We start from the raw sequence: 22,984 nt of genomic DNA, 5'->3' as shown, positions 1-22,984 counted from the left end.
TGCCTCTGCATGACTGCTTTTAATGGAAATATAATGCACACACTCTACACTTTCAAAAATCTTTTTCAAGAGATAAAAAACTATAAAAAAGAGCTTATTCTAGCCAATGTGATCGCTTTTTTTGCTGTGCTTGTGAGTACGCCTGTACCTCTTTTAATGCCTATGTTGGTGGATGAAGTCTTGCTGGGTAAAAAAGGGTTTGTGACACATGTTGTCGATGGTGTTTTTGGGACATCCAATCCTGCTTATCTTTACATTGGTATTGTTTTAGTCATTGTTGTGACGCTAAGACTTTTCTTTTTTCTCTTAAACTACCTGCAAACAAAGCTTTTTACCATTGTTTCTAAAAATATTGCTTTTAAAATTCGTAAAGATGTACTCGATCATTTAAGCAATGTTGCCATGAACCAATTCGAATTTTTTGGCTCAGGTAAAGCTGCTTCACTGCTCGTCACCGATATTGAAACGATTGATAATTTTTTAGGTGTTTTTGTTAGTCGTTTGATCATTTCCGTATTCACTATTTTCGGTGTGGGTGCGGTGCTTTTGATGATTCATTGGCAACTAGGGCTCTTTATTTTGATTCTAAATCCTGTTGTCATTCTTTTTACGACCAAACTGGCAAAGAAAGTTGCAAAGCTTAAAAAAGAGCAAAACAAAGCTTTTGAACTCTTCCAAGAAGCGCTTTCTGAAACGCTTGATATGTTTGTGCAGATTCGTGCTACCAATAAAGAGAGGCTTTTTTTTGATAAAGTCGAAGATCATGCTCAAACGATTAAAAAGAGTTCAATCATTTTTGGCTATAAAAGTGATGGTGCAAGTCGGCTCTCCTTTTTAATTTTTCTCTCAGGTTTTGAGCTTTTCCGCGCAGCAAGTATCTTCGTTGTGGCGTATTCTGATCTTAGTATTGGCTCGATGCTCGCAATTTTTGGTTATTTATGGGTGATGATGCCTCCCATTCAAGATATCTTAAATATTCAATACACGTATCACAATGCGGGCAAAGCATTGGATCGTATTAATGAAATTTTGAGTTTGAAAACCGAAGAGAGAGGATTACATGTAAAGAATCCTTTTGTCAAAAACAGTACCAATGCGATTGATGTTAATGGGGTAAGTTTTAGCTATGATGGTGGAAAACAAGTTCTTGAAGAGATCAATCTGCATATTCCAAAAGGTTCAAAAATCGCTATAATAGGTGCGAGTGGAAGCGGTAAAACGACGCTTGCTCATCTGCTTGTTGGACTTTATCCCCTCGAATCAGGCGATATTTTGTTTGATGGCATTTCGGTGAAAGAGATTGGACTTGATGTTGTGCGCGATCATCTCTTTTTGGTACTGCAAAATCCACAACTTTTCAATGCTTCGATGGCTCAGAACCTGATGATTGATGAAAAAACCGATAAAACTTTAGTGCATCAAGCACTTCGAATCGCTCAGCTAGAGAGCTTTGTTGATGAGTTACCTGATGGTCTGCAAACGCAAATAGGAAAGCATGGCATTAAACTTTCAGGAGGACAGCGACAACGTCTAAGTATTGCGCGTATGGTGCTTCAAAACCCCAATGTGGTTATCTTAGATGAGTCAACATCGGCTTTGGATGTTCATACCGAAGCAAAGCTTTTTAATGCACTTGAAAATTACCTTGAAGGTAAAACGACAATTATCATTGCGCATAGGCTTAGTACGATCAAAAAGGCTGATTTTATCTATGTTATGGATAAAGGAAGAATCGTTGAATCTGGAACACAAGAGGAACTTATGCGTCAAGAAGGCGCATTTTACGAATATGTTGTACAAAATAGAAGGAGTAAAAATGATGAAAAAAATATGGCTTAGTGTGATAATGGGTGTATTACTCACCACAACCCTTTACGGTTCAGCAGAAGAGAAATTATTGGATTCATCCAATGCACTTAAAAATATGATGCGTGATTCAAAGATAAAAATTCCAGAAAAGGTTATATCAGGCGCACAAGCCATTGCTGTTTTCCCAGGAACGATTGAAATCAGTATGTTTTTAGGTGGTAAAACGGGAAGTGGTGTGATGGTTGTCAGACGAAGTGATGGTTCATGGAGTAACCCATTTTTTGTTAAACTTGGTGGTGCTGGATTTGGCTTCCAACTGGGTGTTGAGAAAAAAGATATTTTAATGATTTTCCAAAGTACTGACGCTGTGAAAAAACTGATGAACAACAAAATTACTTTAGGAGTTGATGCTTCTGTTGCTGCTGGACCTGCTGGAGAGAGTGCTGGCAGAGGGAGTGAAACAGACTTTAAATCCGAAGTCTATACCTATACAAAAACACAAGGTGCTTTTGTAGGTGTCTCTTTTGATGGCTCTGTTATGAACCATGATTATGATCAAAATATTGAGCTTTATGGTAACAATGTAACACCAGATCAGATTGTAGAATCCGATGGATTGCTCTCTTCGTATGCGATTGATGATTTCATCAAAACGATACAAAAATTGACAAGCAACTAAGGCATTACGTGGAAGATATTCTTAGCTCTCTCTCAACGTATGGTTATATTATATTATTTGCATATTCTTTTGGCGGCGGTATGATAGCGATCATCGCCGCAGGAGTACTTGCTTATGCAGGCAAGATGGATCTTACAACCTCGATCGTTGTCGCGGCCTTTGCAAACGTCATTGGTAGCTCTTTTTTATTTTACATGGGACGCTACAATAAAAAAGCACTGATGCCCTACATCAAAGCACATAGACGAAAATTAGCATTGAGCCACATTTTGATGAAAAAATACGGCGATAAGATCATTTTCATTCAAAAATTTATTTATGGACTCAAAACTTTGGTACCTATGACCATTGGGCTTACGAAATACCCACAAGCGAAATTTCATTTGCTCAATACAATCTCGGCCGTTGCTTGGGCCGTGATTTTGGGTATTGGTAGTTTTATGGCAGGTGAGCTTTTAATGCGCATTGCTGCTTATTTTTCAGATAATACTTTTTTAGCTCCACTGATTTTATTTTCAATCATTGGATTGATTTGGTTTTACTTCCAAACAGCTACTAAAAAGAAGAATTAACACACACTTTCTTATGACTTCCAGATATAGTTTGCTGGAAGTCTCTTTTTAAAAAATCTTATTACTTAAAACGAGCATCTTTTGCTCAAAACGGTTCATAAATTCATTGTATGCTTTGCGTGAGTGACTGATGGTACAAATTAAATTTTTCATCGAAAACTCCTTTAAAATTTTCATTATTGTAATAAAATTTAAAAATATGCTACAATAATATTTCAAAATGAAATATTGGAGGACAAAATGCCAGATATTTTAGCTGTTTTACATAAAGTTAAAGATATTCTCTCCCAAGAGTTGGGTGAACGCAAAGTATTTGATAAAGATGTGGCTGAAGCACTTGGTATAAACCAGCTAACCCTTGCTACTATGAAAAATCGTGCCAAAATTCCATATAAAGAGATCCTTGAATTTTGCGCTAAACGTAAAATATCCATTAATTGGCTTTTGTTTGATCAAATCGTTGAAAGTTTACAAGCAGAGACCGATAAATTTGCGCGTGTGCATTACTTTAGAGATATTTATGCCTCAGCAGGTGGTGGTGCTCTTAATGAAGATGAAGCGAGTGAGATGATGTATCTTGATGATGAAATTGTTCAAAAACTTGGTGGCATTGGAATGGTAAAGCATATTCAAGCTATTAATGTCTTGGGTGACTCCATGGAGCCAACACTTTTTAGTGGCGATGTTGTTTTCATCAACAAAGAGTATACCAATGCTTTAAAATCTGGAATTTATGTTGTTTCCACTCCTGTTGGTCTTTTTATCAAACGTCTTCAACTTCATGCCAATGGCACGGTAGCACTCGTCTCTGATAATGAAGCGTATGCACCAGAATTGATTAATGCGAATGATGTTCAGGTGATTGGAAAAGTGGTGGGTAAGCTATCTGCCAATGTATAAAAGAGAAGTTTACATGTAAAGAGTTTGGCTCTTTACATGTAAGAATATTTTAGAGTTTATCTTTGATCTCGATCGTGATCATTTTGTCATTTTGAGCGATACTGTCAAGTACTTTAAAGCTCTCTTTGTCATCTTTCGCGATTGCGCCAAAGACAGTGTGTACGCCATCTAAATGAGGGCAATCCACAAAGCAGATAAAGAATTGACTTCCTCCCGTATTTGGGCCAGCGTGTGCCATTGAAAGGCTACCACGTTTGTGTTTGCTTTTTTGACCTTTACATTCACATGCAATGTTCCAACCAGGACCGCCAGTTCCTCGACCACTTGGACAACCGCCTTGTGCCATAAAGTTTTTGATAACACGGTGGAAGATCAAACCATCGTAGAATTTATCGTTTGCAAGTGTTGCGAAGTTCGCAACTGCAATAGGCGTTTCTTCAGGGTTTAGCTTAATAACAATATCGCCTTTTTCTGTTTTGATAATAGCGTATTGAAAAGCATTTAATTGCTCTTTCGTGTAGTCGTATGTTTTTAGTTTGCTCATTTTATGAAGCCTTTTTAATGAATTAAGTCACGATTATAACAAGCGATTCCTATAAGCTCTATTAACTCGTTTTTTTAGCTGAAGACGTAGGCCCTGAGACTAAATTTTTAGGATAGATGGGATTTTGTGGAGGAGGGGAAGCAATGATGATATGTTTCAACACCTCAAGCTTTTGATGCTCTTTTGCAAATTCGACCAAAAGTTTATCCATGGGAAAAAATTTGAGGTATGTTAAAAAAGATTTTTCCCAATCTACCGTAGCATCTCTTTGTTCGTAGGCATCTTTGAGCTGTGCAATGTAGATTTTTCGTATAATGTTGGCAACGTTTTGCTTGCAGATCGAAATTTGCATGTAAGGTTCAATGTTGCTAAATACTTTTGCATACTCTTTTTCTTCAATCAACGCCATTTGTTCTGTTTGGAAAACTTGCTTCATTTGCTCAAGCTGTTCAACAAGGGCATAGTGGCTTTGAAGCTGGAACTGATCTTGTGTTTTCACTGCTTCAAAGAGCATTTTATGCTCGATTTGGTGCTCTAAAATGAGCAATGCTTTTGAAACTTCTTTGAGCCTATTTGCTTGGTTTTGGTAAGGTCTGAATTGATGCAAAATATCCGATAAAATGAGCGATTGCTTATAATTTTTTTCTTCTAAATATTTAAGTATTTCATTTTGTATGCGCTCTCCAACTTGAAGCACTTTTTGGTAGAGTGGGGTGGATTCTAAAAAGATATTTTGGGCTACCAGCCTAAAATAGAAACTAAAGTTTTTCTCTTTAACTGAATTTTCTGCCATCGTAAAGATGCCAGAGCGTTTGAGCATATTTTCAATAATAGGTTTTTTCTCTTCAACCTCTAAAAAATCTCGCAAGCTCTCTTGAGCTGCTTCTTTGTTTAAAAGAGGCTCACGTGCGAGTAATATTTGTGCCTTTTGAAGGTTTTTATTCCACAGTGATTCTAATTGTGTGAAAAGAGAACTTTTTCTCAGTTCTGGTTTGAGTTTTGCAAGATCATATGCAAGGACATACCTCATGCTTCGAATACAGCGTTGAAGTGCCATAAGATCAGGTTGTAACTCTTCGATTTCTCTAAATTCAAGTTTGCACTTTGGATGAAATAAAAAGGGTTCTGCTATCTTTTGTGCTTGCTCAATATCGCCACGAGAGAGCAAATTGATAACGGTCTCTTTCTCTTCAAGCCAATACTCATAAATCTTTTTGGTCTCACGATGGGACATTAAAAAGATGTTTTTCTGAAAGATTAAGCATGCTTCTTTAATCTGTTTGAGTTTGATATAGGTTATAAATTGCTCTTCAAATTCTCGGTGGTTGTAAAAGAGAAGCTCTCCCGTTTTAAATCCTATAATAAAGTTTTTCTGCGTCCTTGAAAGCGTTGTTAGCCCATGATAAGGGAGTTTTACTTGGTATAAAATATCGAGGGTTTTGACATAAACAGCAAAAAGGGTGGATTCTCGTGTTCCAACATAGACAAATTTTTTGCTGTGGGAAAGCACCATAACAGAGGGCCAAACGTTTTGATCGAGAATCATCTCTTTGAGTATTTTACCTTTGTAAAGATCAATTTTGATGATTTTGCCATTGCGCGTGATGGCAAGCAGTGTGTATTCATCTACAAAGGTCATCATTTCGATAACATCATTTAATTTTTGCTCAAATGCTATGCTGAAACTGTTGATTTTATAGACGATCAGTTCGTGTGAAAAAGAGGCATAGGCTGCTAGTTTATACTCCTCAGAGATGGCTACTGCACTGATAACATCGCTTGTTACCGGAAGGTCTGCTTGGATGGTACCGTCTTCAGGGCTGATGATGTAACTTCGCCCTCTCTCATTGCCAGTAATAAGAAATTGATCGTTTTCACTAAAGGCGGCTTTACTAACGACTTCATTTTGATTGTAATGAAAGGTGCTCACAGGCTCATTTGCTAAGCGTGTATCGATGATATGTTCCATGTTGTTTTGCACAAAGGAGATGTAGGCTAAATTTTTACCAACACTAAAAGGACGCTTATAATAATCAAAAAGAGAGTGCGTATAGGCATTAGAGAGAAGTGTATTTTGAGTGATTCTAAGTGCATTGAGATTAATGGTATGGAGATAAGACTGATTGTCTATGACTTGAAGCGTAGATTCATTCGCAACACTCGCATAGGAGATTGCCGAATGAAATGTTATCTCTCTTGAACTTGGCAGCATAATTCAAAATCCTCTTCTTTAACAATGCAAACTAAAAATCGGTTAGCTTCATAGTCACTTATTTTAACCAAAACGCAGAGCATATGTCCTATCGATTTAACAACTCCTTTAAAGGTGATATCCCCATCATACGGCCAGTTGTTTTTTATCTCTTCAACGTTGTTAAACAGATCCATCTCTTCAAAATCGATCAATGCTTTGAGTTGAAGCTCGTGCGTCGTAAGCTTGCCGAGTAAGCTCTCATCAATATGGTTACTCACGACCTCTTCAAAAAGTTTGTTGTAGGCTTGAAACGTGAGATTATTATCGATAAAGACAGAAGGGAAAGGAATGTGTTTTAAGAGTTCATCTTCTTTAACATTCAGAGCAAGGTGTAGATTATCTTGACTTTTTTGCTCATTCAGATCGTGTTGTTTTGTAAAATCTTGAAGGATGCCAATAAATTCAATAATTTCATCCTCATGATTTAAAATAGGTACAATGGTTGTGTAGTGATACAGAGGTGTGAGGTTCTTCGTTTGGTTAAGTATGATCCCCTGCCATGTCTTTTTGTCTAAAATAGTTTGCCAAAGATCTTTATAGAGTGCTCTACTGGTTGAAGGATGGCTGATAAGATGATGTGTTTTGCCTATGATCTCTTCTTTACTATAACCTGTTGCTTTGCAAAAATTATCATTGACGTCTGTGATAACACCATTTTTATCCGTGAGTGAAACCATTGTTGCTTTATCCAAAGCCTCTTTGTAGGCTTTTAGGATGGAATTTTTAAGATCAATCGATTTGGATTGCATGTTCGTAAATTTTTTAAGTTTTTCATTGGCAATCTCTAAATCATTTTTGTATTGGTTCAGTGCTTTTTCATGGGAAATGTATTTGACAATCGTGTAAAGAACATTGAGTATTTGGTCACTTTGAATAGGCTTGGTGATAAAATTGTTGACACCCAAATTGATGAGTTTAACAAGGTATTCGCTTTCATTGTGTGCGGATGTTACAAGAATGGGCTGATTAGGGTACAGCTCTTTAATCTTTTCAATCATCTCAACGCCATCCATGACAGGCATACGAATATCGGTAATAACGAGATCGTAATGGTTTTGAGCAAGTTTTAAAAGCCCTTCTTTTCCATTGATTGCGAGGTCAATATCGGCAAAAATATCACTTAAAAATAAGCTGACTTCTTCACGCAGAGCAAGGTCATCTTCGACGTATAAAACTTTGAGCTCTTTACTCCAAGCAATAAGCTGGTCGATCGTGTTTTGCATTACGACTCTCCCTATGGATTTTATAAGTTTATTATATACTTTCGGCGTTGTATTTGTGTTATATTTTTTGCTATACTTTGGCAAATGCGTGACATTTAGGGCAAATCTACTCATTGAGGAAAAAAAAGTGCGTGAATCGTTATCTTTACTCCTTGTGGAAGATGATCACTCTTTAAACGAAGAGCTTGGCATCTTTTTATCAGATTTTTTCGATACGATAGATTCATTTTATACTGCTGAAGAAGCATATGTCAAATACCTTACGACTTCATATGACTTAATCATCACCGATATTCAACTTCCCAATCAAAACGGTCTAGCTTTGGTTGAAAAGATCAAGAAAAAAAATCCTTCTCAAATGGTTATCGTGATCTCCGCTTATAAAGAAGTGGATTATTTTCTTAAAAGTATTGATCTTGGTATCTACAGTTTTCTGACCAAGCCTTTTGATTCTCAATTGCTGATCAATACCATGATCAAAGTGACGAATCAGCTTCAACACACAAAAGTCAAATCAGACACTACAACGGTACTTTTACACGAGGGTGTGAGCTTTGATCTGAAAACAAAAAGTTTACATGTAAAAGATGTTCAGCAAGAATTAACGGCAAAAGAGGAGCTTTTACTTTTTATTTTAGTGAAAAATGTAAATGCTTTTGTGCGCAATGAACAGCTGGCACAAGAAATATGGCAAAGCGATGAAGTCAACAACTCAACACTGCGAGCCCTTGTCAAGCGGGTGCGGGACAAACTAGGGTACGATGATTGTATCACCAATCTTAAAAATAGAGGTTATAAACTTACTGCACATCTTTCTTAGGGAGAAACTCTAAAGGTGCATTGAAAAAGTAGCCTTGGGAAAAATCCACACCCAGTTTTGCGACCATTTCAAACTCTTCTTTGGTTGCGACAAACTCTGCAACGACTTGCATCCCAATTTTTTTTGCCATCGAAGCAATCGATTCTACAATGTCTTGATTTCGCGGATTTGTGTCGATTCCTTTAATAAACTGTCCATCGATTTTGAGAAAATCCACGCCCACATTTTCCAAACGATTAAAGTTTGAACGATCACTGCCAAAATCATCAAGAGCAAGAAGGTAGCCCATTGTTTTGAGTACGTGTAGATTTTGAAGTGGCACACGGTTGATGTCACTGATGATAATGTCTTCTAGTATCTCAAAAGTGACTAAAGAGGGATCAATTTTGTAGAGCTTTTGCTTGGCTTGTAAAAAGTCTATAAACGTCTGATTGAGAAGGTCTTCGTTGGTGATATTCAGTGAAAATGCTACGTTTTGTCCTGCAAATATTTTAAAGGATTTGTTGATCATACTGCGTGTTAAATTGCTCATAAGTCCACTGCGTCTGGCAGCTTCTAGGAAGTTTGCGGGTGAAATAATCTCTCCATCATCTTCAATGCGTGCAAGACATTCGTATTTGACAATTTGACACGTGTGATTATCAACAATAGGCTGAAAGTAGGGCACAACACGGTCTTCTTCTAAAGCGATGCGAAACTTTTGAATCCATGTGGTTTCAATTTTGGCACGTTTGAGAAAAACATCTTGGGTATTGTAGATGTTGTATTGATTTGGAACACCTCGCATACGTGCTTCTCTAAGAGCGATACGTGCATTTGGAAGCAGTGAAGCAGTCGAATTTGCCGTTGCAATACCACACGAAAGGGTAATGTAAACAGGTTGATTTTCGTACTCTCCAATAGGTGTTTCTCTGAAAAAGGCTTGGATTTGAATAGCAACAAATTCAGGGTTAATAATCTGTGGGTCGAAAATAATGACAAATTCGTCTGAGTTGTATCGGTATAAATGCACATCTTGAGAGAGATTGTATTGTAAATATTCTCCTACTTTAAAGAGTGCCTCATCAGCAAAATCTGCTCCATATGTTTGGTTAATAAAGCTAAAATTATCGATATTATAAAGTATGATCGTCATGAGATGATTTTGCGGTATGTGATCTAAAAAGTTGTAAAGCATTGTGGCATTTTGTAGTTTCGTGACTTTGTCTATGGTTAAAAAATTATGGACAAGTTGATAATTTTCAGCAAGTTGTTTCGTCTGCTCATCTAATTTTTGTTGTAAATGAGCTTGGTTGGAGGCTTTTTCGTAGCGCTCTTTCACTAAAGAAGAAACCTTATAGAGTGTTTCTATGAGTTGATCAAAGTCGATAGGCTTCAGAATATAGCCATTGACGTTATTGCGAATACTCTCTAAAAAGTACTCTGTTTCATTATGTGCGGAGACGACAATAATAGGTTGTTTTGGGTTGATTGCTTGAATATTTCGGATGAGATCCATCCCATTCATGTGGGGCATATTAAGATCGGTAATGACAATATCATAACCGTTGGGGCGATCTTTATAGCATTTCAGCGCTTCCATTCCATCGCTTGCTTCGTCGATTTCACTGAAAAGATCTCGTAACAATGCCACCGTATTTTCTCGTAGTATTACATCGTCTTCAACGTATAAAATGCGTAATGGTGAGGTGATGTTAACAAGATCGGTAAGGCTAATTTGCACTGTGTTCTCCACGAATTTTAATGATAAATTTTGCACCCTGCGGCGTATTTTCGACATATAAAGAGCCATGACAGTGCTCTTCCACAATCGTTTTTGACATATAAAGCCCAAGCCCCGTACCATTTCGCTCCGCTTTAGTTGAAAAATAGGGATCAAATACTTTAGTCATGATTGATTCAGGAATGCCACCAGCATTATCCTCGATTTCAATGACAAAGAGGGCATTATCCTCATACGCATTAAGCCATATAGTACCATTTTCTAACTTTTTTTCGAGTATGGCATCTTGTGAATTCTTCAAAATATTGATTAAAACTTGTGTTAACTGGGTCTCATAAGTGATCAGTTCTTGCTTGGAAGTATTGTTTACATGTAAAACGATTTTATGAACATCTAAACTTTTCCCAATGATCTTGATAGCCCTCTCAATGATGCTAGCGAGTGAGCTTCGCTCTTGTTGTTGCTCGGGTCTAAAAAAGTTTCTAAAATCATCAATGGTTGTGGTAAGAAATTGAATGTAGTTTTCGATTTTACCAATGGCATTTATCAAAAATTCCTCTTGCTCAGCTCTTCCTTGCTCGCTTTGTAAATTAAACTTTTTAAGACTTTGTTTGAGTTTCATGCTTGCCGTTACCGTTGAGATAGCACCGAGCGGCTGACGCCATTGATGGGCTATCATGCTGATCATTTCACCCATCTGTGCAAGGCGTGATTGATAGATCATCATTTTTTGGGTTTCCATGTTTTCGATGACACCCTCTTTGATTTTTTTATCCATGGAGTCGTACAATTCTTGAAGCTCTTGGCTCATGGCACTAAAATTTTCCAGAAGCGTGTTGATCTCTAAAATGTTAGAGCGTTGCAATTTTGTGCTGGTAAGTTTATCTTTGAACTTTTTTGTGGCTTCGATGAGTTCATACAAAGGAGAGAGAATCTGCCTTGAAAATTTATCGGCTCTGGAGATAAGCACAAAAAGGAAGATAAGATAAAAAAGTGCCATCACCCCTAGCACAATGAATCCGATAAAATTTGTTTTTGCTTTAAGTTTCGTGCTAGTAGCAAGCAAGGAGTCTTGATCTAGTAGCAAAATAAATTTCCAATGTGTCTGAGGGATCGTATTTTGTGTGATTAAAAAATCAGCCTGTTTACTGTGAAACACTGAGATGTCACTGTTTTCTTGCACCATCCGACTCAGCGCCATGGCAAGCGGATTGGTTTTGTTGGTCAAAAGATTAAAATCTTGTGGTTTGCTGATTGTTTTTGCAATAGGCGCATTATAGGCGTGCTCTTTGAGCTCTTTGATGCCCAAATGTTGCTCAAGTGCCTCACTCATTCCTAAAATTGCGCCATGTTCATCGACAAGCATCGCCATAGAGACGTAGGGGAGTTCAATGGAGAGAATGTTCTTAATGAGTTGTTCAATGGTAACATCAATGCCCACAACACCTTCTAAAAATTCTCCTTTATAGACAGGAGCAATGGCACTGATCATCCAACCAAGCCCGGCAGGGTCTAAATAAGCATCTGTCCAAACCACTTTTTTGGAAGGGTTATGTGCTGCATCAGCGAGGTAGTAAAAGTTAAATGTTGGGATGTTAATGTCGTGAGCATATTGGCTGAGTGCGTCTGGCATAAAAGGGCAGAGCCTGTTCATGGAGTCATACGAATTAAAATAAACCTGAGCGATATTTTCATTTGTCTGTAAAACAGAATTGTAAAATGTATCTAATTTTTCTGTAGCGATGGCTTTTTCAAGACGGTGTGGTGTCTGTTTTTGAGCATTTGAAAAGAAGAGGGTGCATGCGTCTTCGCCTCTTTTAGTATTGGTGATGACCCCAGTGTTTGTGAGGGTATAACCACTCTCTTTTGTATTTACATGTAAAGGGTTATAGGTGGCAAAAAAGTTCTCATGTGTTTTTTGAAAAAGAGAGGTAATGTCAGAGATCGTTTTAAATTCAGTGTTAATGATGGTTGCGGAGCGTTTACTGATCTCTTTAATGTGTATTTTTGTCTCTTCAATCAGTACATTTTTGTTGGTTTCACTCACATACGCATTGCTTCCAAAATAAGCCCAAAGAAGCATCGCTTCGATAATTAATAATGGATATATAATCGATTTAACGTACTCTTTTTTGATGAGTTGCGAAAGGGTATTTTGGATCATGTTCCACTATCCTTCTTTAAGTTTAATGGTAAATTTAGCACCCTGTGCGGTGTTAGATGCCACAATGTATCCACCACAATGTTCTTCGATAATAGTTTTTGACATGTAAAGCCCTAATCCTGAACCATTTTTCTCACTTTTAGTTGAAAAATAGGGCTCAAAAATATGGGGTAAAACATGTTCAGGAATACCTCCCGCATTATCTTCAATACTTATGGTTTGCCATTTGTCTTCTTTGCTTATGGTAATTAGGATATTCGCGTTAATCGTTTCGCGCTCCTTGATGACATCTTCTGCATTTTTGAGAATGTTGAGGATGACTTGGGTTACTTCATTGGCGTAGGTGAAAATCTCATACGTTGCTTGTGTTTCAACTTTGATGGTAATGCCGTTAATCTCTAATGCTTTTCCAATGATCTCAAGTGTGCGATTGACCAGTTGGGAGAGGGTGACACTCTCTTTTTGTTTGTTGGGTTTGAAAAAGTTGCGAAAATCATCGATGGTGTGGGTAAGAAACTGCACGTAGGACTCAATTTTACTCATCGCCTCGCTTAAAAATTCTTTGCTTGCCTCTTGTCCCTCGGGGGTTGAATAGTCAAAGCGGTTGAGTGTTGTTTTGAGTTTTATGGTGGCAGCCACTGCTGAGATAGAGCCTAAAGGTTGACGCCATTGGTGGGCGATCATACTGATCATTTCACCCATTTGTGCAAGGCGAGATTGTTGCAAGATATGTTGATCTTTTTCCCTGTTTTTACGCACTTCTTCTTCAATACGTCGCTCCAACGTTTGGTTGATCTCTACAAGTTCAAGATGGTTTTTACAGGCATACACGGCATTTTCAAGTTTAGACTGAAATGAGGCGATGATGGCTTTGATAAGCTCTAATTCATTTTGAGAGGACTGAAACACAAAGACGATCCAGTTTTCTCCTACTTTTACATGTAAAAGAGATTTGCCACTGGTTTTATCGTAGCTGATGTCTTCATGTTTCATAAGCGAATGTGGCGTAATAAAGAGCTCTTGATAGGCTTTTTTCCCTTGAAAACAGAGCTGTTTATAGGCGCATGACTGTTGGTTATAGTCCCAGTAGATAGAGGCAAGAGCGCCCGTTTTTCTCGAAAAAACTTTTAAAAAGTGTTCCATCATCTCTTTTAGTTGAAGGGATGTTCCTATGGCACTGACACACTCATATGTGATTAAAAGCTGTTCATTGAGGTGTTGCATAAAAGACTCCTAGGATGCGTGTCTCACGAATAAGATTAAGATACCATAAAGATGCTGATACACACAACATTTTAAAGCGTACCCACCACGCAGGTATTGTTATAATATTCGATGCTTTCTTGGTTCGTATTGGCGATCTCTCCAAGGCTCACAACACCCCAAATAAGAGTCTTTGCAGCATACGCTTTGCTAACGGCTTGCAGCTCTTCTTTAAAGGATGTTTCTAAGAGTGAATACCGTGAAATACAATCCACCAAAAATACGGATTGGATCGCTTCTGGTTCTTTATCCGCACGTGAAATATCAGCAGCAGCCTTAGCCGCTTCAAGAAGTTCTTTTTTTTCACCTTTTAAAATGGATAAAACAGAATTTTCATCAAGTTTTCCAACTAAGACGATGTTCTTTCCGTTCGTTTTTACAGGTTCTCTTACCAGAAAGTCTCTGTTGTAGCGCACAATACCCAATGGATAGCATTGTGAAATTTTAAAAAAGGGTGTACTTTCAAAACGCATCTCGCTGTCTTTCTCAACCGCTGTTTTATAAACACTAAAGGCATCTTGAAAATTGATCTTTTCTAAAACATTATTTTTACACGATGTGGCTATAAAAGGTCCAAAAAGAGGTTTCCAACCATGTTTGACACCAATCCCTATGGTGCTTTTTGATGTGATGATGATGGCAGCATTCATGTAAAAGCGATACGTATCAAAAAGAATGGGTTCTTGAAGAAGAGATGTTTTTCCAGCTCCCCCACCGATAAGTTTTGTTTTTTCAGGTAGACGCGAGTAAGTTTCTTCCAAAAAATCGTTTATCTGTGTTGAAAATCCATCAACAATTGTTAAAACAGAGTTTGTATCGGTTGAGGGCTGAAATTGGTATGGGGTGTCCATGTCAATAATTTGTATTGAAGATGTAGCGTTGAGCTGTGCAACGATGATGCCACTGGCATAGGTCTTCCCTTTAAAAATGATTCTTGGGAAAATAGCTCCATGTATGTTCACATTTTTATATTTTGGTATTTCTAAAAAAGGGGTTTCTTCTGCAATAAGCAGTAAGTAAGAACCCTTTTTAAGCTTTACATGTAAATCTTCAATGCGTTCAACAAAAAAGATGCGTTCAAACATGGTTCACTCCAAATTTTTCTGAAACCATTTTATACCACAAGTGTTGCAAATGCGTTGCAAAATACGTTGAATGTACTGTTAAATAAGAAAAAAGGGATTTAGATTTTTGTCAGTGGCTCACATGTGGCGTTAGATGCATGTATGAGTACATCAGGAGAAAGGCAGAGTTGAACACCTCTAAGTCCTGCACTGACGTACACTTTTGCATGCTCTTTAATGGACGCATCGATGAATGTCGCGTAATGTTTTTTCATAGCAAGTGGTGAGCAACCTCCGCGAATATACCCGGTAAGTCCCAAAAGCTCTTTTACTGCAACCAATTCGCACCGTTTAGCATGTGCCACTTTTGCCAAAGCTTTTAGGTCGATTTCTGCTGCTGCGGGAATACACGCGACTAAGATGTGTTTGGCTTCATCCCGAGCCACCAGTGTTTTAAACACACATGCCGCATCTACACCCAGTGCGCTTGCTGCATGTGTCGCACTAAGGTCTTCTTCATCCACTTCATACGAAGTCATCTCATAAGGCAGTTTCAGAGTGTCTAAAAATCGTGCTGCATTAGTTTTCTTAAGGCTCATTTCTCAATCTTCTTATACGTAGTTTTGACACCTAAAAGGTTGGTCTCGATGGTTTTATCGTTTGTGATGTAAAACGTAATACCTGTGTTGGTTGTAGAGTCTATGACAGTGATTTTGGTGTCATCGATGGTGTATTTAACCATGGTTGTGACATTGAGCATTTGGATTTTTTCTTTGGCAAACTCAATATCGCCAACAGGTAAGAAGATGTTTTTACCCTGAGGTCGCCATTTCCCGATGAGAGGATTGGGCGTTTCATGTAGGGCAATCGCTACAATAACAGAGCCAATGATGACAGCAGCAACACCCATGAGGATTTTTGGGTGATGTTTTGGATTCCAGTCACGCTCTTGCATGCATTGGCGCATTTTTTCTAAAACAGATTCTCTTGAAGCGCTGTTCTTAGGGGTCATCCGAGGTTCTTGGCGTATGTTTTGATGCTCAAACTGACGATCTTCCTCTTCGAGTTGACGAAAAAACTCATCTTCGTCTTCTTGGTTTAAAGGGTCTTTGAGTGCTTTTGGTTTGTTTTTAAGCAGTTTGTCTGGATCCATATAATCAAGTGTTTCATCTTCTTTAACTTCAAAAAATTTCATAAATTTAGAAAACATTGCATACCTTGTTTATTAATTCTCTCATGGAGATGATTATAACATTTGATTCTTTTAATGACGATGAGGGCGTATTTTAAACTTTACATGTAAAAGGAAATCGCAAGATTTTTTAAAATGCTATAATGACAAAAGCGTAATACTTACATATAAAATTAACAAGGCTCCTGATGCTTTATGATGAGAAAACCCCTAAAAAAGCGAGAGCTAAGAGCCCAACGTCTTCAAAATCAAAAACAATGGCTAAAAAAGCAGTACCCAAAACCAGAAGACCTAGCTCCACTAAGAATTCCAAACGCCCTTCCTTACTTTTAAACCTCTTGGCAAGCGGTGTGGTTCTTTTCTTTGTTGCCTTTGGCATCAAATATGCCATCGACCACACGATCAACTACAATCCTTTGCTTGGAAAATGGAGAGCACAAACGGTTTTAGGCATTATGGAAATAGAGTTTGATCGAAGTAGTATGTCCTCTTTTGGCACTAAAAATCCCGTAACGTATGATGTTTCTGAAAGTAAAGTCATTGTAATTGACGATACCATTAAAATAGGAAATACCTATAAAATTGTCGATGAAAATACCATTTCCACTGAAGCAGGTGGTTTTAAAACGGTTTACAAACGGGTGAAGTAAAACGGATAATCACAAGCTTTGTCCCAAAGTGCTATAATTCTACTCTAATTTAGATACTCACTGAAATAGAAAATTAAAAAACGAAAGTGCTTCAAATGTTTCATAAAGAAAATAATACACTTGACCTTTTAGGTCAATTCTCCCAAAACAACACACCCGCTTTCAACAAGCAAAATGATGAAGAAAATCCTTTAAGAGAATTAGGGCAATTTATGACGCGTGCCGATAAAAAAGACGACAATCGCACCTTTGGAATTCCAAATTTCCTTTGGTACCTTGTTATGATTGCAATGTTTGGTTATTTACTAAGAGAACTATACTTTTTAAACCAAATAGACACGTCTCCGGAGTCAATTTCCACGATCAATAAAGCGATATCCAAAGAAACAAACAAAATGAAACAAGAAGTATTGGAAATGCAGCAAATGACCAATAAAGCTTTTCAAAATGCAAACACAAAAGAAGAACAAAAATAAAGGAACTCAATGCTTAAAAAATTGATAATGGCTTCTGTCCTCTCCTCATTACCACTTTTTGCAGGAGAAAGTACCGGTGTCGTAACCAAAGTCATCGATGGTGATACATTAACTGTCATGATCGATAAAAAAGAAGAGAAGGTTAGAATACTCTATATTGATACGCCCGCAAAATATAGTAGTGCAAAACTTGAAAAAGATGCAAAGAAAATGGGGATAGCTGTTTCAGATGAATTAGCGTTGGGGAAACTAGCAAGCGATTATGCTTCTAGGTTTTTTAAAAAAGGGGATAGTGTTCTCGTTGATTCCGAAAAGAAAGATCAATCTGGACGTATACTGGCAACGGTCACTAAAAATGGCGTGGATTATTCCAGTCAAATGATTGAAGATGGCTATGCGTGTATCTATAAAAAAGCAGCCTATCCCGGCGAGCTTGAAAAAGCTTTGAAACGGGCAAAAGAAGAGAAGAAAGGTCTTTGGTCAATCAATTATGATGTTATGAATAAGGTGTGTAAATAGAATATTTTTTACGCAAATCTCTTGCTTCACATCTTTTGACAACCTTTTACTGTGTCGTAGTGTGACCTGAGGCTTTAGACAATAGGCCTCAGAACGACGCTAAATGGCATATTATTGTGTTTTTGGCTTATTGCCCCGTGTATTGTAAAGGTATTTTGAGTTTCATCAAACTGGTAGTCTTGATAGTGTTGTGAAAAGCCCGTATGGTATTTATGCGAATCTAAATCACTAATTGTTATCGTATCAACATATTCTGGATTGTTCATATAAAACGTAACAGTTGCTATTGTTGACTCTACAAGATCATGATTGATGTAATAATTGACTAAAAATTTCTCTTTCCCTGTTCCTAGACTGTAAGTGATTTCATTTTTATCTAAGAAAGCCTTCATCATCACATTGCCTTTTTCACCCATTCAATCCCTCTTCATTTACAATTTTACTTTTGAATTTTATATTTCATCGTTTGTATTTTATCTTAAATATTCTAGTTAAGAAAATATTGTCAATCAAAGTGTTAAACTCGCCAGCAGAAAATAGAATTTTTGTGTTGAGTGGGAGATAAAAAGTTGAATGATTGTGTGTGAGAAAAAAGGGTGGATGGGGATATAGGATTCGAACCTATGAATACCACGACCAAAACGTGGTGCCTTACCGCTTGGCGAATCCCCAAGAAGAACATCATTTGAAAAACTGGTTGCGGGAGCCGGACTTGAACCAGCGACCTTCGGGTTATGAGCCCGACGAGCTACCAACTGCTCTATCCCGCGATATTATAAATATACAAAGGGAAATGAACCCTGATAACTGGAGCTAACCAGCTTATCTTAGCGCTTGGCGATATTCAACCAAGTCGTTAATTGAGGTGAAATTATAGTGATTTTTAATTTGTTTGTCAAGGGTTATTTACTATAATCAATTAAATTATTTATTTGGAGCGAAAATGCCGATACAAAGAGTCAAACAAGCGATAGAAGATATCAAGCATGGCAAGATGGTAATGATGGTCGATGATGAGGACCGTGAAAACGAGGGCGACCTTGTTTATGCAGCAACGTTCTCTACTCCTGAGAAGGTCAATTTTATGGCTTCAGAGGCGAAAGGTTTGATTTGTACGCCTGTCACCGAAGAGATCGCTAATCGTTTGGGTCTTAACCCTATGGTAAAAAACAACGACTCTCAACATGAAACAGCGTTTACCATTTCCGTTGATGCACGTGTCTGTACGACAGGTATTTCAGCGTATGAGCGTGATATTACGATTAAAATACTTGCAGATTCACTCAGCCAACCCTCCGAGCTTGTCAAACCAGGTCATATCTTCCCACTGATAGCACGTAAAGGCGGAACATTGGTTCGCACAGGGCATACAGAGGGTTCGGTCGATCTTTGTCGTTTAGCAGGCCTTCGTGAGGTCTCAGTCATCTGTGAAGTAATGAAAGAAGATGGACACATGGCACGCCGTGATGATCTTGACCTTTTTTGTAAAAAACATGACATCAACATTGTTTATATCTCTGATATCGTAGCTTACCGTATGCAGTCTGAGTCATTGGTTCGTGAAGTGGCTTCGGGAATCGTTGAGTTTTTTGGATCACATGCTCGCAAAATAGACATGGTCGATCACGAAGGCAATCACCACATCGTTTACGCTTTTGGCGAGATCGGTACAACCAGTGCTGTGAAGTTTCACCACATTTTGCCAGACAATGAACTTTTAGCGAACGACAAAAAATTTCAAGGTGTGCTAAAAGCGATTGAGTATCTTAAAGCAAACAATGGACTTTTTGTCTTTATCGACAACGAATACACTACAAACCCAGAGCTTCGAGAGTTTGGCATTGGTGCGCAAATTCTTAAAAAACTCGGTGTAGTCAATATCAATTTGCTCTCAACCACGAAGCGTAAAGATTATGTTGGGTTGTCAGGTTTTGGGCTTAATATTCACCAAGAGATCGTTCTATAAATCTTTACATGTAAAGGGTGTGCATGGATTTTTTCCTTCTTTCAGCGTTGGTACTTTTAGCAGTGACTGCTATTATGGTAACCATCTCAAAACATATGGGGCTTGGCTCTATTTTGGGATTATTGATTGCTGGAATTATTGTAGGTCCTCACACCCCTGGACCTATTGTCACAAGCGAAGTTGAAACGTTACGCCATTTTACGGAATTTGGTGTTGTTTTACTGCTTTTTGTCATTGGTCTTGAGATGCAACCTGCAAAACTCTGGTCAATGCGTAAAGAGGTTTTTGGTTTAGGTTCACTGCAAGTCATCGCTTCTGGTGTTGTGCTTGGTCTTTACATGAATTTTTTTGTCGAAAGCATAGGTGTTGCAATGCTTTTGGGCTTTACGCTTGCTCTATCTTCAACTGCTTTTGTCATGCAGATTTTGCAAGACAAAGGAAAACTCAACACGGAGCATGGTAAAAATGCTTTTGCAATTTTACTGCTTCAAGATTTAGCGGTTGTGCCACTTTTGGCAGTGCTTCCTCTTCTCTCAACGCAACAACAAACCGTAGATTCTTCGTGGTGGAAAACACTCATTGATGTTTTAGCGATGTTTGCATTGCTGATCGCTTTTGGGCGTTACATCATTCCCAAAGCTCTTGATAAAGTAGCAAAACAGCGTAATAAAGATGCTTTTTTACTGTTGACACTGCTGAGTGTTGTCCTCTCAGCGTATCTTATGAAGCATGCAGGGCTTTCGATGGCACTTGGTGCTTTTTTGATGGGTATGTTCCTCTCAACATCACGCTATAGCTTCCAAATCGAATCCAGCCTTGAGCCTTTTAAAGGTATCTTGATGAGCCTTTTCTTCATTGCTGTGGGTATGTCGATTGATTTTCAAGCGATTATGAACGATCCGTGGGTTTTTAGCGAGCATGTGGTGGTCATTTTAGTACTGAAATCTTTGGTCATCTTTGCCTTGATGCTTGCTTTTGGAGCGAGTAAAAGCGGTGCTATCAAGCTGGCATTTTTGCTCAATCAAAGTGGTGAGTTTGGTTTTGTTCTCTTTGGTGCGGCAAAGGCACTGGGTATCATCGACGATCAGCTCTTTGTTGTGGGCATCGGTGTTATTTCTATCAGTATGCTTCTTACCCCCGTTTTGTATAATTTTGGATGTTCCCTTGCGAATAGGCTTGCCAATGTTTCGCAATTTTCTTACTTCAATACTGATAATGCAAGTATGGAGCAAAAAGTCGTGGTTGCGGGCTACGGTAGTACGGGAAAAGTGATTGCAAAAATGCTTAAAAGCAGTGGTATTCCTTTTATGGTTTTTGACATTAACACGAATGAAGTGGCATTTGGTCGCAAAGAGGGCTTTCCTGTTTTCTTTGGAGACATTACGGACTTAAAACTGTTGAACACCATTAAACTTGACCAAGCTTCGATGATCATTGTCTCGATTGACCATAGTTTAAATGCGCTCAAAGTGGTCAAACATATCAAAGAAAATTATCCGCATATTAAGATTTTAGCACGCGCCTTAGACATCAAAGCCATGGATAAAATGCTTTTATCTGGAGCTAGTTGGGTGATTGCGGAAACATTGGAGAGTAGTATTCGTACCGGTGAAGAAGCCCTCAGCCAAATGGGTGTACCCTCAGATGAGATCTTTGTCATACTCGAAGCATTGCGTAAAAATGAGTATGAGCTTATCCGCGAGATCACGAAAGAAAAATAGCTTTACATGTAAAGTTTTAAGCAGAGACTTTTGGGGTGCAACACGCTTTTCGCATCTCAAGAAGGCTCTTAGCGTGAGAGCCTAACCCTTCAAGCTCATTTTGCGTTTCCATGGCATTGTATTCTGCTAGAAAGAGTAGGTCTTCCATTAGTTTTTGAAGCGTTTTAATCTCTTCTAATTGTGTTTCCAAAATCGTTTTATACTCTTCCACCGTGCGCTCTTTTCGTAGGGCTATCTCGATTTCTCCACGCATAATGGTAAGAGGCGTACGTAGTTCATGCGACGCATGGGTGTTAAACTCTTTGACGCCATGAAATGCTTTTTCAAGGCGGTCAAGCATCTCATTGAAGGCAATGGCGAGGTGATTTATCTCATCATTGTAAGGACGTTGTTGTATGCGAAGAGAGAGGTTGTTCGGTGTAATGGCTTTGATCTCTTGGAGCATATTTTGAATGGGTTGAAAGTATTTTGAGACCAAGACGTAACCGCCAATACTGGATAACAGCAAGATAAAAGGGTCTAAGATCCACATTCTCGTTAAAAAATGTTCGACCATTTCATGCGTTTGCAGTGTTGTGTAGGTTTTTTCATGTAAATTATGTTCTACATTGAGAAAAAGTGCATAATTAAAACTTGCCAAAATAAATGTTTGAATGGCCAGATACCACAACAACAATTTAACCTTGATCTGCATGATCGTCCTTTGTTAATGTCAAAATAACTACTTCACTGGGAGCATTAAAACGAAAGTCAAATCCCCAACTACCATACCCTGTGGTGACGAAGATTTGCGTTTTCCCTTGTCGGTGCAAGCCTTTTACATAGGGCTGAAACAGCCGTACGAGGTAGCCAAAAGGGTAAATCTGCCCACCATGGGTGTGCCCGCTGAGTTGTAAATCAACCGAAAACTGTTTTGCAAAACGAATGTCTTTGGGTTGGTGTGCGAGCAAGATGGAAGGACATTTTGTGTCCAGTTGTGCGAAAAGCTCTTTTTCATGGCGTTTGATGCCAAAATACCTGCTAAACGCGTCGCTAATACCGATGAGTTGAAGCGCTTCGCCGCCTAGGTTGAGCGTCACGATACGGTTATCTAACAGGATAAAACCAAGTTTTGAAACCTCACATGCGAGCTGTTTTCGTGTATAAGCAAGGTCATGATTACCGCTCACAAAATAAACAGGATGTTTTATGTGGCTTAGAATTTCAAGGTGTATTTTGATGTACTTCGTTCTTGCATCAAAAAGATCACCTGTGAGAGCAACCATGTCGATGTCAAGTTCATTGATCTTTGTGACCAAGCTTTCAAGCGCATGCAAGGGCGTTTGAGCGTTTACATGTAAATCACTGAGATGTACAATGGTAAAGTTTTCAAAAGAGGTTGGCAGGTTTTTGATACCAACCCTCATACTTTTGAAATTCAGCCTCGCGTACGCTTTTTCAAACAT

Annotated in this window: 22 protein-coding genes and 2 tRNA genes; 10 read left to right on the top strand and 14 right to left on the bottom strand. The window is 38.3% G+C overall.

Features of this window, described 5'->3' with window-relative positions:
• Window positions 1–33: 33 nt before the first annotated feature.
• From SAR02S_RS11115 to SAR02S_RS11100, 4 genes are all read left to right on the top strand, one after another.
• Entirely contained in the window at window positions 34–1,839 is a 1,806-nt protein-coding gene (locus SAR02S_RS11115) for an ABC transporter ATP-binding protein (protein WP_041959716.1), read from the top strand.
• Window positions 1,817–2,488: a lipid-binding SYLF domain-containing protein gene (locus SAR02S_RS11110; RefSeq protein WP_232294048.1), complete on the top strand. Its 672-nt coding sequence runs from the start codon at window positions 1,817–1,819 to the stop codon at window positions 2,486–2,488. Before SAR02S_RS11115 ends, SAR02S_RS11110 begins: the two co-directional genes overlap by 23 nt.
• 8 nt (window positions 2,489–2,496) lie before the next feature.
• Entirely contained in the window at window positions 2,497–3,060 is a 564-nt protein-coding gene (locus SAR02S_RS11105) for a DedA family protein (protein WP_041959715.1), read from the top strand.
• Between the two features lie 240 nt (window positions 3,061–3,300).
• Window positions 3,301–3,960 carry a LexA family transcriptional regulator gene (locus SAR02S_RS11100; protein WP_041959714.1) on the top strand — a complete coding sequence of 220 codons (660 nt, stop codon included), beginning with the start codon at window positions 3,301–3,303 and terminating at the stop codon, window positions 3,958–3,960.
• A gap of 49 nt (window positions 3,961–4,009) precedes the next feature.
• Here SAR02S_RS11100 and SAR02S_RS11095 read toward each other — a convergent pair whose 3' ends face one another.
• The 3 genes from SAR02S_RS11095 to SAR02S_RS11085 form a co-directional block, all read right to left on the bottom strand.
• The gene (locus SAR02S_RS11095; RefSeq protein WP_041959713.1) at window positions 4,010–4,504 is read right to left on the bottom strand and encodes a peptidylprolyl isomerase; all 495 of its coding nucleotides are present in this window, start codon (window positions 4,502–4,504) and stop codon (window positions 4,010–4,012) included.
• Window positions 4,505–4,565: 61 nt separating this feature from the next.
• Complete coding sequence (locus SAR02S_RS11090; protein WP_041959712.1) at window positions 4,566–6,716, bottom strand: WD40 repeat domain-containing protein; 2,151 nt, start codon at window positions 6,714–6,716, stop codon at window positions 4,566–4,568.
• A complete protein-coding gene (locus SAR02S_RS11085) occupies window positions 6,692–7,981 on the bottom strand; it encodes a hybrid sensor histidine kinase/response regulator (RefSeq protein ID WP_041959711.1) in 1,290 nt (429 codons plus the stop codon). Before SAR02S_RS11085 ends, SAR02S_RS11090 begins: the two co-directional genes overlap by 25 nt.
• Window positions 7,982–8,108: 127 nt before the next feature.
• On the opposite strand from SAR02S_RS11085, the gene SAR02S_RS11080 reads away from it, so the two are divergent.
• Window positions 8,109–8,801, top strand: coding sequence for a response regulator transcription factor (locus tag SAR02S_RS11080; RefSeq protein WP_041959710.1), 693 nt, complete (start codon window positions 8,109–8,111; stop codon window positions 8,799–8,801).
• On the opposite strand, the gene SAR02S_RS11075 is transcribed toward SAR02S_RS11080, so the two are convergent.
• From SAR02S_RS11075 to SAR02S_RS11050, 6 genes are all read right to left on the bottom strand, one after another.
• On the bottom strand, window positions 8,782–10,524 hold the full coding sequence (locus tag SAR02S_RS11075; RefSeq protein WP_232294047.1) for an EAL domain-containing protein: 1,743 nt from the start codon (window positions 10,522–10,524) through the stop codon (window positions 8,782–8,784). The genes SAR02S_RS11080 and SAR02S_RS11075 overlap by 20 nt on opposite strands.
• Window positions 10,514–12,688 carry a sensor histidine kinase gene (locus SAR02S_RS13285; RefSeq protein ID WP_052433623.1) on the bottom strand — a complete coding sequence of 725 codons (2,175 nt, stop codon included), beginning with the start codon at window positions 12,686–12,688 and terminating at the stop codon, window positions 10,514–10,516. Before SAR02S_RS13285 ends, SAR02S_RS11075 begins: the two co-directional genes overlap by 11 nt.
• Window positions 12,689–12,694: 6 nt before the next feature.
• The gene (locus SAR02S_RS11065) at window positions 12,695–13,912 is read right to left on the bottom strand and encodes a sensor histidine kinase (RefSeq protein ID WP_041959709.1); all 1,218 of its coding nucleotides are present in this window, start codon (window positions 13,910–13,912) and stop codon (window positions 12,695–12,697) included.
• A 71-nt stretch (window positions 13,913–13,983) separates the two neighbouring features.
• Window positions 13,984–15,036, bottom strand: a complete 1,053-nt coding sequence (locus SAR02S_RS11060) for an FIST signal transduction protein (RefSeq protein ID WP_041959708.1) — start codon at window positions 15,034–15,036, stop codon at window positions 13,984–13,986.
• Window positions 15,037–15,134: 98 nt separating this feature from the next.
• On the bottom strand, window positions 15,135–15,614 hold the full coding sequence (gene ybaK, locus SAR02S_RS11055; protein WP_041959707.1) for a Cys-tRNA(Pro) deacylase: 480 nt from the start codon (window positions 15,612–15,614) through the stop codon (window positions 15,135–15,137).
• Window positions 15,611–16,225 (bottom strand): hypothetical protein, encoded by a 615-nt coding sequence (locus SAR02S_RS11050; RefSeq protein WP_041959706.1) that lies wholly within the window; start codon window positions 16,223–16,225, stop codon window positions 15,611–15,613. The genes ybaK and SAR02S_RS11050 overlap by 4 nt, the downstream gene beginning before the upstream one ends.
• Before the next feature lie 170 nt (window positions 16,226–16,395).
• Here SAR02S_RS11050 and SAR02S_RS11045 point away from each other — a divergent pair, with 170 nt between their 5' ends.
• From SAR02S_RS11045 to SAR02S_RS11035, 3 genes are all read left to right on the top strand, one after another.
• A complete protein-coding gene (locus SAR02S_RS11045; protein WP_041959705.1) occupies window positions 16,396–16,857 on the top strand; it encodes a hypothetical protein in 462 nt (153 codons plus the stop codon).
• A gap of 95 nt (window positions 16,858–16,952) precedes the next feature.
• Window positions 16,953–17,333, top strand: a complete 381-nt coding sequence (locus SAR02S_RS11040; RefSeq protein WP_041959704.1) for a hypothetical protein — start codon at window positions 16,953–16,955, stop codon at window positions 17,331–17,333.
• 9 nt (window positions 17,334–17,342) lie between these two features.
• Window positions 17,343–17,852 (top strand): thermonuclease family protein, encoded by a 510-nt coding sequence (locus tag SAR02S_RS11035; RefSeq protein WP_041959703.1) that lies wholly within the window; start codon window positions 17,343–17,345, stop codon window positions 17,850–17,852.
• Between the two features lie 74 nt (window positions 17,853–17,926).
• Here SAR02S_RS11035 and SAR02S_RS11030 read toward each other — a convergent pair whose 3' ends face one another.
• The 3 genes from SAR02S_RS11030 to SAR02S_RS11020 form a co-directional block, all read right to left on the bottom strand.
• Window positions 17,927–18,247: a hypothetical protein gene (locus SAR02S_RS11030; RefSeq protein WP_156961473.1), complete on the bottom strand. Its 321-nt coding sequence runs from the start codon at window positions 18,245–18,247 to the stop codon at window positions 17,927–17,929.
• 202 nt (window positions 18,248–18,449) lie between these two features.
• Window positions 18,450–18,524: transfer RNA gene (locus tag SAR02S_RS11025), tRNA-Gln, on the bottom strand.
• A 22-nt stretch (window positions 18,525–18,546) separates the two neighbouring features.
• A tRNA-Met gene (locus SAR02S_RS11020) sits at window positions 18,547–18,622 on the bottom strand.
• Between the two features lie 173 nt (window positions 18,623–18,795).
• On the opposite strand from SAR02S_RS11020, the gene SAR02S_RS11015 reads away from it, so the two are divergent.
• Window positions 18,796–19,818, top strand: coding sequence for a bifunctional 3,4-dihydroxy-2-butanone 4-phosphate synthase/GTP cyclohydrolase II (locus SAR02S_RS11015; RefSeq protein WP_041959701.1), 1,023 nt, complete (start codon window positions 18,796–18,798; stop codon window positions 19,816–19,818).
• Window positions 19,819–19,841: 23 nt separating this feature from the next.
• Window positions 19,842–21,539 carry a monovalent cation:proton antiporter-2 (CPA2) family protein gene (locus SAR02S_RS11010; RefSeq protein ID WP_041959700.1) on the top strand — a complete coding sequence of 566 codons (1,698 nt, stop codon included), beginning with the start codon at window positions 19,842–19,844 and terminating at the stop codon, window positions 21,537–21,539.
• A gap of 16 nt (window positions 21,540–21,555) precedes the next feature.
• On the opposite strand, the gene SAR02S_RS13280 is transcribed toward SAR02S_RS11010, so the two are convergent.
• Entirely contained in the window at window positions 21,556–22,233 is a 678-nt protein-coding gene (locus SAR02S_RS13280) for a histidine kinase dimerization/phospho-acceptor domain-containing protein (RefSeq protein WP_052433622.1), read from the bottom strand.
• Window positions 22,217–22,984 (bottom strand): metallophosphoesterase, encoded by a 768-nt coding sequence (locus SAR02S_RS11000; protein WP_052433621.1) that lies wholly within the window; start codon window positions 22,982–22,984, stop codon window positions 22,217–22,219. The genes SAR02S_RS13280 and SAR02S_RS11000 overlap by 17 nt, the downstream gene beginning before the upstream one ends.

This window comes from Sulfurospirillum arsenophilum NBRC 109478, from assembly GCF_000813345.1.
GTDB classification, from domain to species: domain Bacteria; phylum Campylobacterota; class Campylobacteria; order Campylobacterales; family Sulfurospirillaceae; genus Sulfurospirillum; species Sulfurospirillum arsenophilum.
This window is presented reverse-complemented; position numbering and strand designations above follow the sequence as displayed.

Bases quoted from the DNA above. Each gene is read 5' to 3' on its own strand.
- SAR02S_RS11035 (WP_041959703.1), top strand. From the start codon at position 17,343: ATGCTTAAAAAATTGATAATGGCTTCTGTCCTCTCCTCATTACCACTT.
- SAR02S_RS11015 (WP_041959701.1), top strand. From the start codon at position 18,796: ATGCCGATACAAAGAGTCAAACAAGCGATAGAAGATATCAAGCATGGC.
- SAR02S_RS11045 (WP_041959705.1), top strand. From the start codon at position 16,396: ATGCTTTATGATGAGAAAACCCCTAAAAAAGCGAGAGCTAAGAGCCCA.
- SAR02S_RS11095 (WP_041959713.1), bottom strand. From the start codon at position 4,504: ATGAGCAAACTAAAAACATACGACTACACGAAAGAGCAATTAAATGCT.
- SAR02S_RS11010 (WP_041959700.1), top strand. From the start codon at position 19,842: ATGGATTTTTTCCTTCTTTCAGCGTTGGTACTTTTAGCAGTGACTGCT.
- SAR02S_RS11090 (WP_041959712.1), bottom strand. From the start codon at position 6,716: ATGCTGCCAAGTTCAAGAGAGATAACATTTCATTCGGCAATCTCCTAT.
- SAR02S_RS13280 (WP_052433622.1), bottom strand. From the start codon at position 22,233: ATGCAGATCAAGGTTAAATTGTTGTTGTGGTATCTGGCCATTCAAACA.
- SAR02S_RS11060 (WP_041959708.1), bottom strand. From the start codon at position 15,036: ATGTTTGAACGCATCTTTTTTGTTGAACGCATTGAAGATTTACATGTA.
- SAR02S_RS11050 (WP_041959706.1), bottom strand. From the start codon at position 16,225: ATGTTTTCTAAATTTATGAAATTTTTTGAAGTTAAAGAAGATGAAACA.
- SAR02S_RS11065 (WP_041959709.1), bottom strand. From the start codon at position 13,912: ATGCAACACCTCAATGAACAGCTTTTAATCACATATGAGTGTGTCAGT.
- SAR02S_RS11030 (WP_156961473.1), bottom strand. From the start codon at position 18,247: ATGATGAAGGCTTTCTTAGATAAAAATGAAATCACTTACAGTCTAGGA.
- SAR02S_RS11040 (WP_041959704.1), top strand. From the start codon at position 16,953: ATGTTTCATAAAGAAAATAATACACTTGACCTTTTAGGTCAATTCTCC.
- SAR02S_RS11115 (WP_041959716.1), top strand. From the start codon at position 34: ATGCACACACTCTACACTTTCAAAAATCTTTTTCAAGAGATAAAAAAC.
- SAR02S_RS13285 (WP_052433623.1), bottom strand. From the start codon at position 12,688: ATGATCCAAAATACCCTTTCGCAACTCATCAAAAAAGAGTACGTTAAA.
- SAR02S_RS11100 (WP_041959714.1), top strand. From the start codon at position 3,301: ATGCCAGATATTTTAGCTGTTTTACATAAAGTTAAAGATATTCTCTCC.
- ybaK (WP_041959707.1), bottom strand. From the start codon at position 15,614: ATGAGCCTTAAGAAAACTAATGCAGCACGATTTTTAGACACTCTGAAA.
- SAR02S_RS11110 (WP_232294048.1), top strand. From the start codon at position 1,817: ATGATGAAAAAAATATGGCTTAGTGTGATAATGGGTGTATTACTCACC.
- SAR02S_RS11000 (WP_052433621.1), bottom strand. From the start codon at position 22,984: ATGTTTGAAAAAGCGTACGCGAGGCTGAATTTCAAAAGTATGAGGGTT.
- SAR02S_RS11085 (WP_041959711.1), bottom strand. From the start codon at position 7,981: ATGCAAAACACGATCGACCAGCTTATTGCTTGGAGTAAAGAGCTCAAA.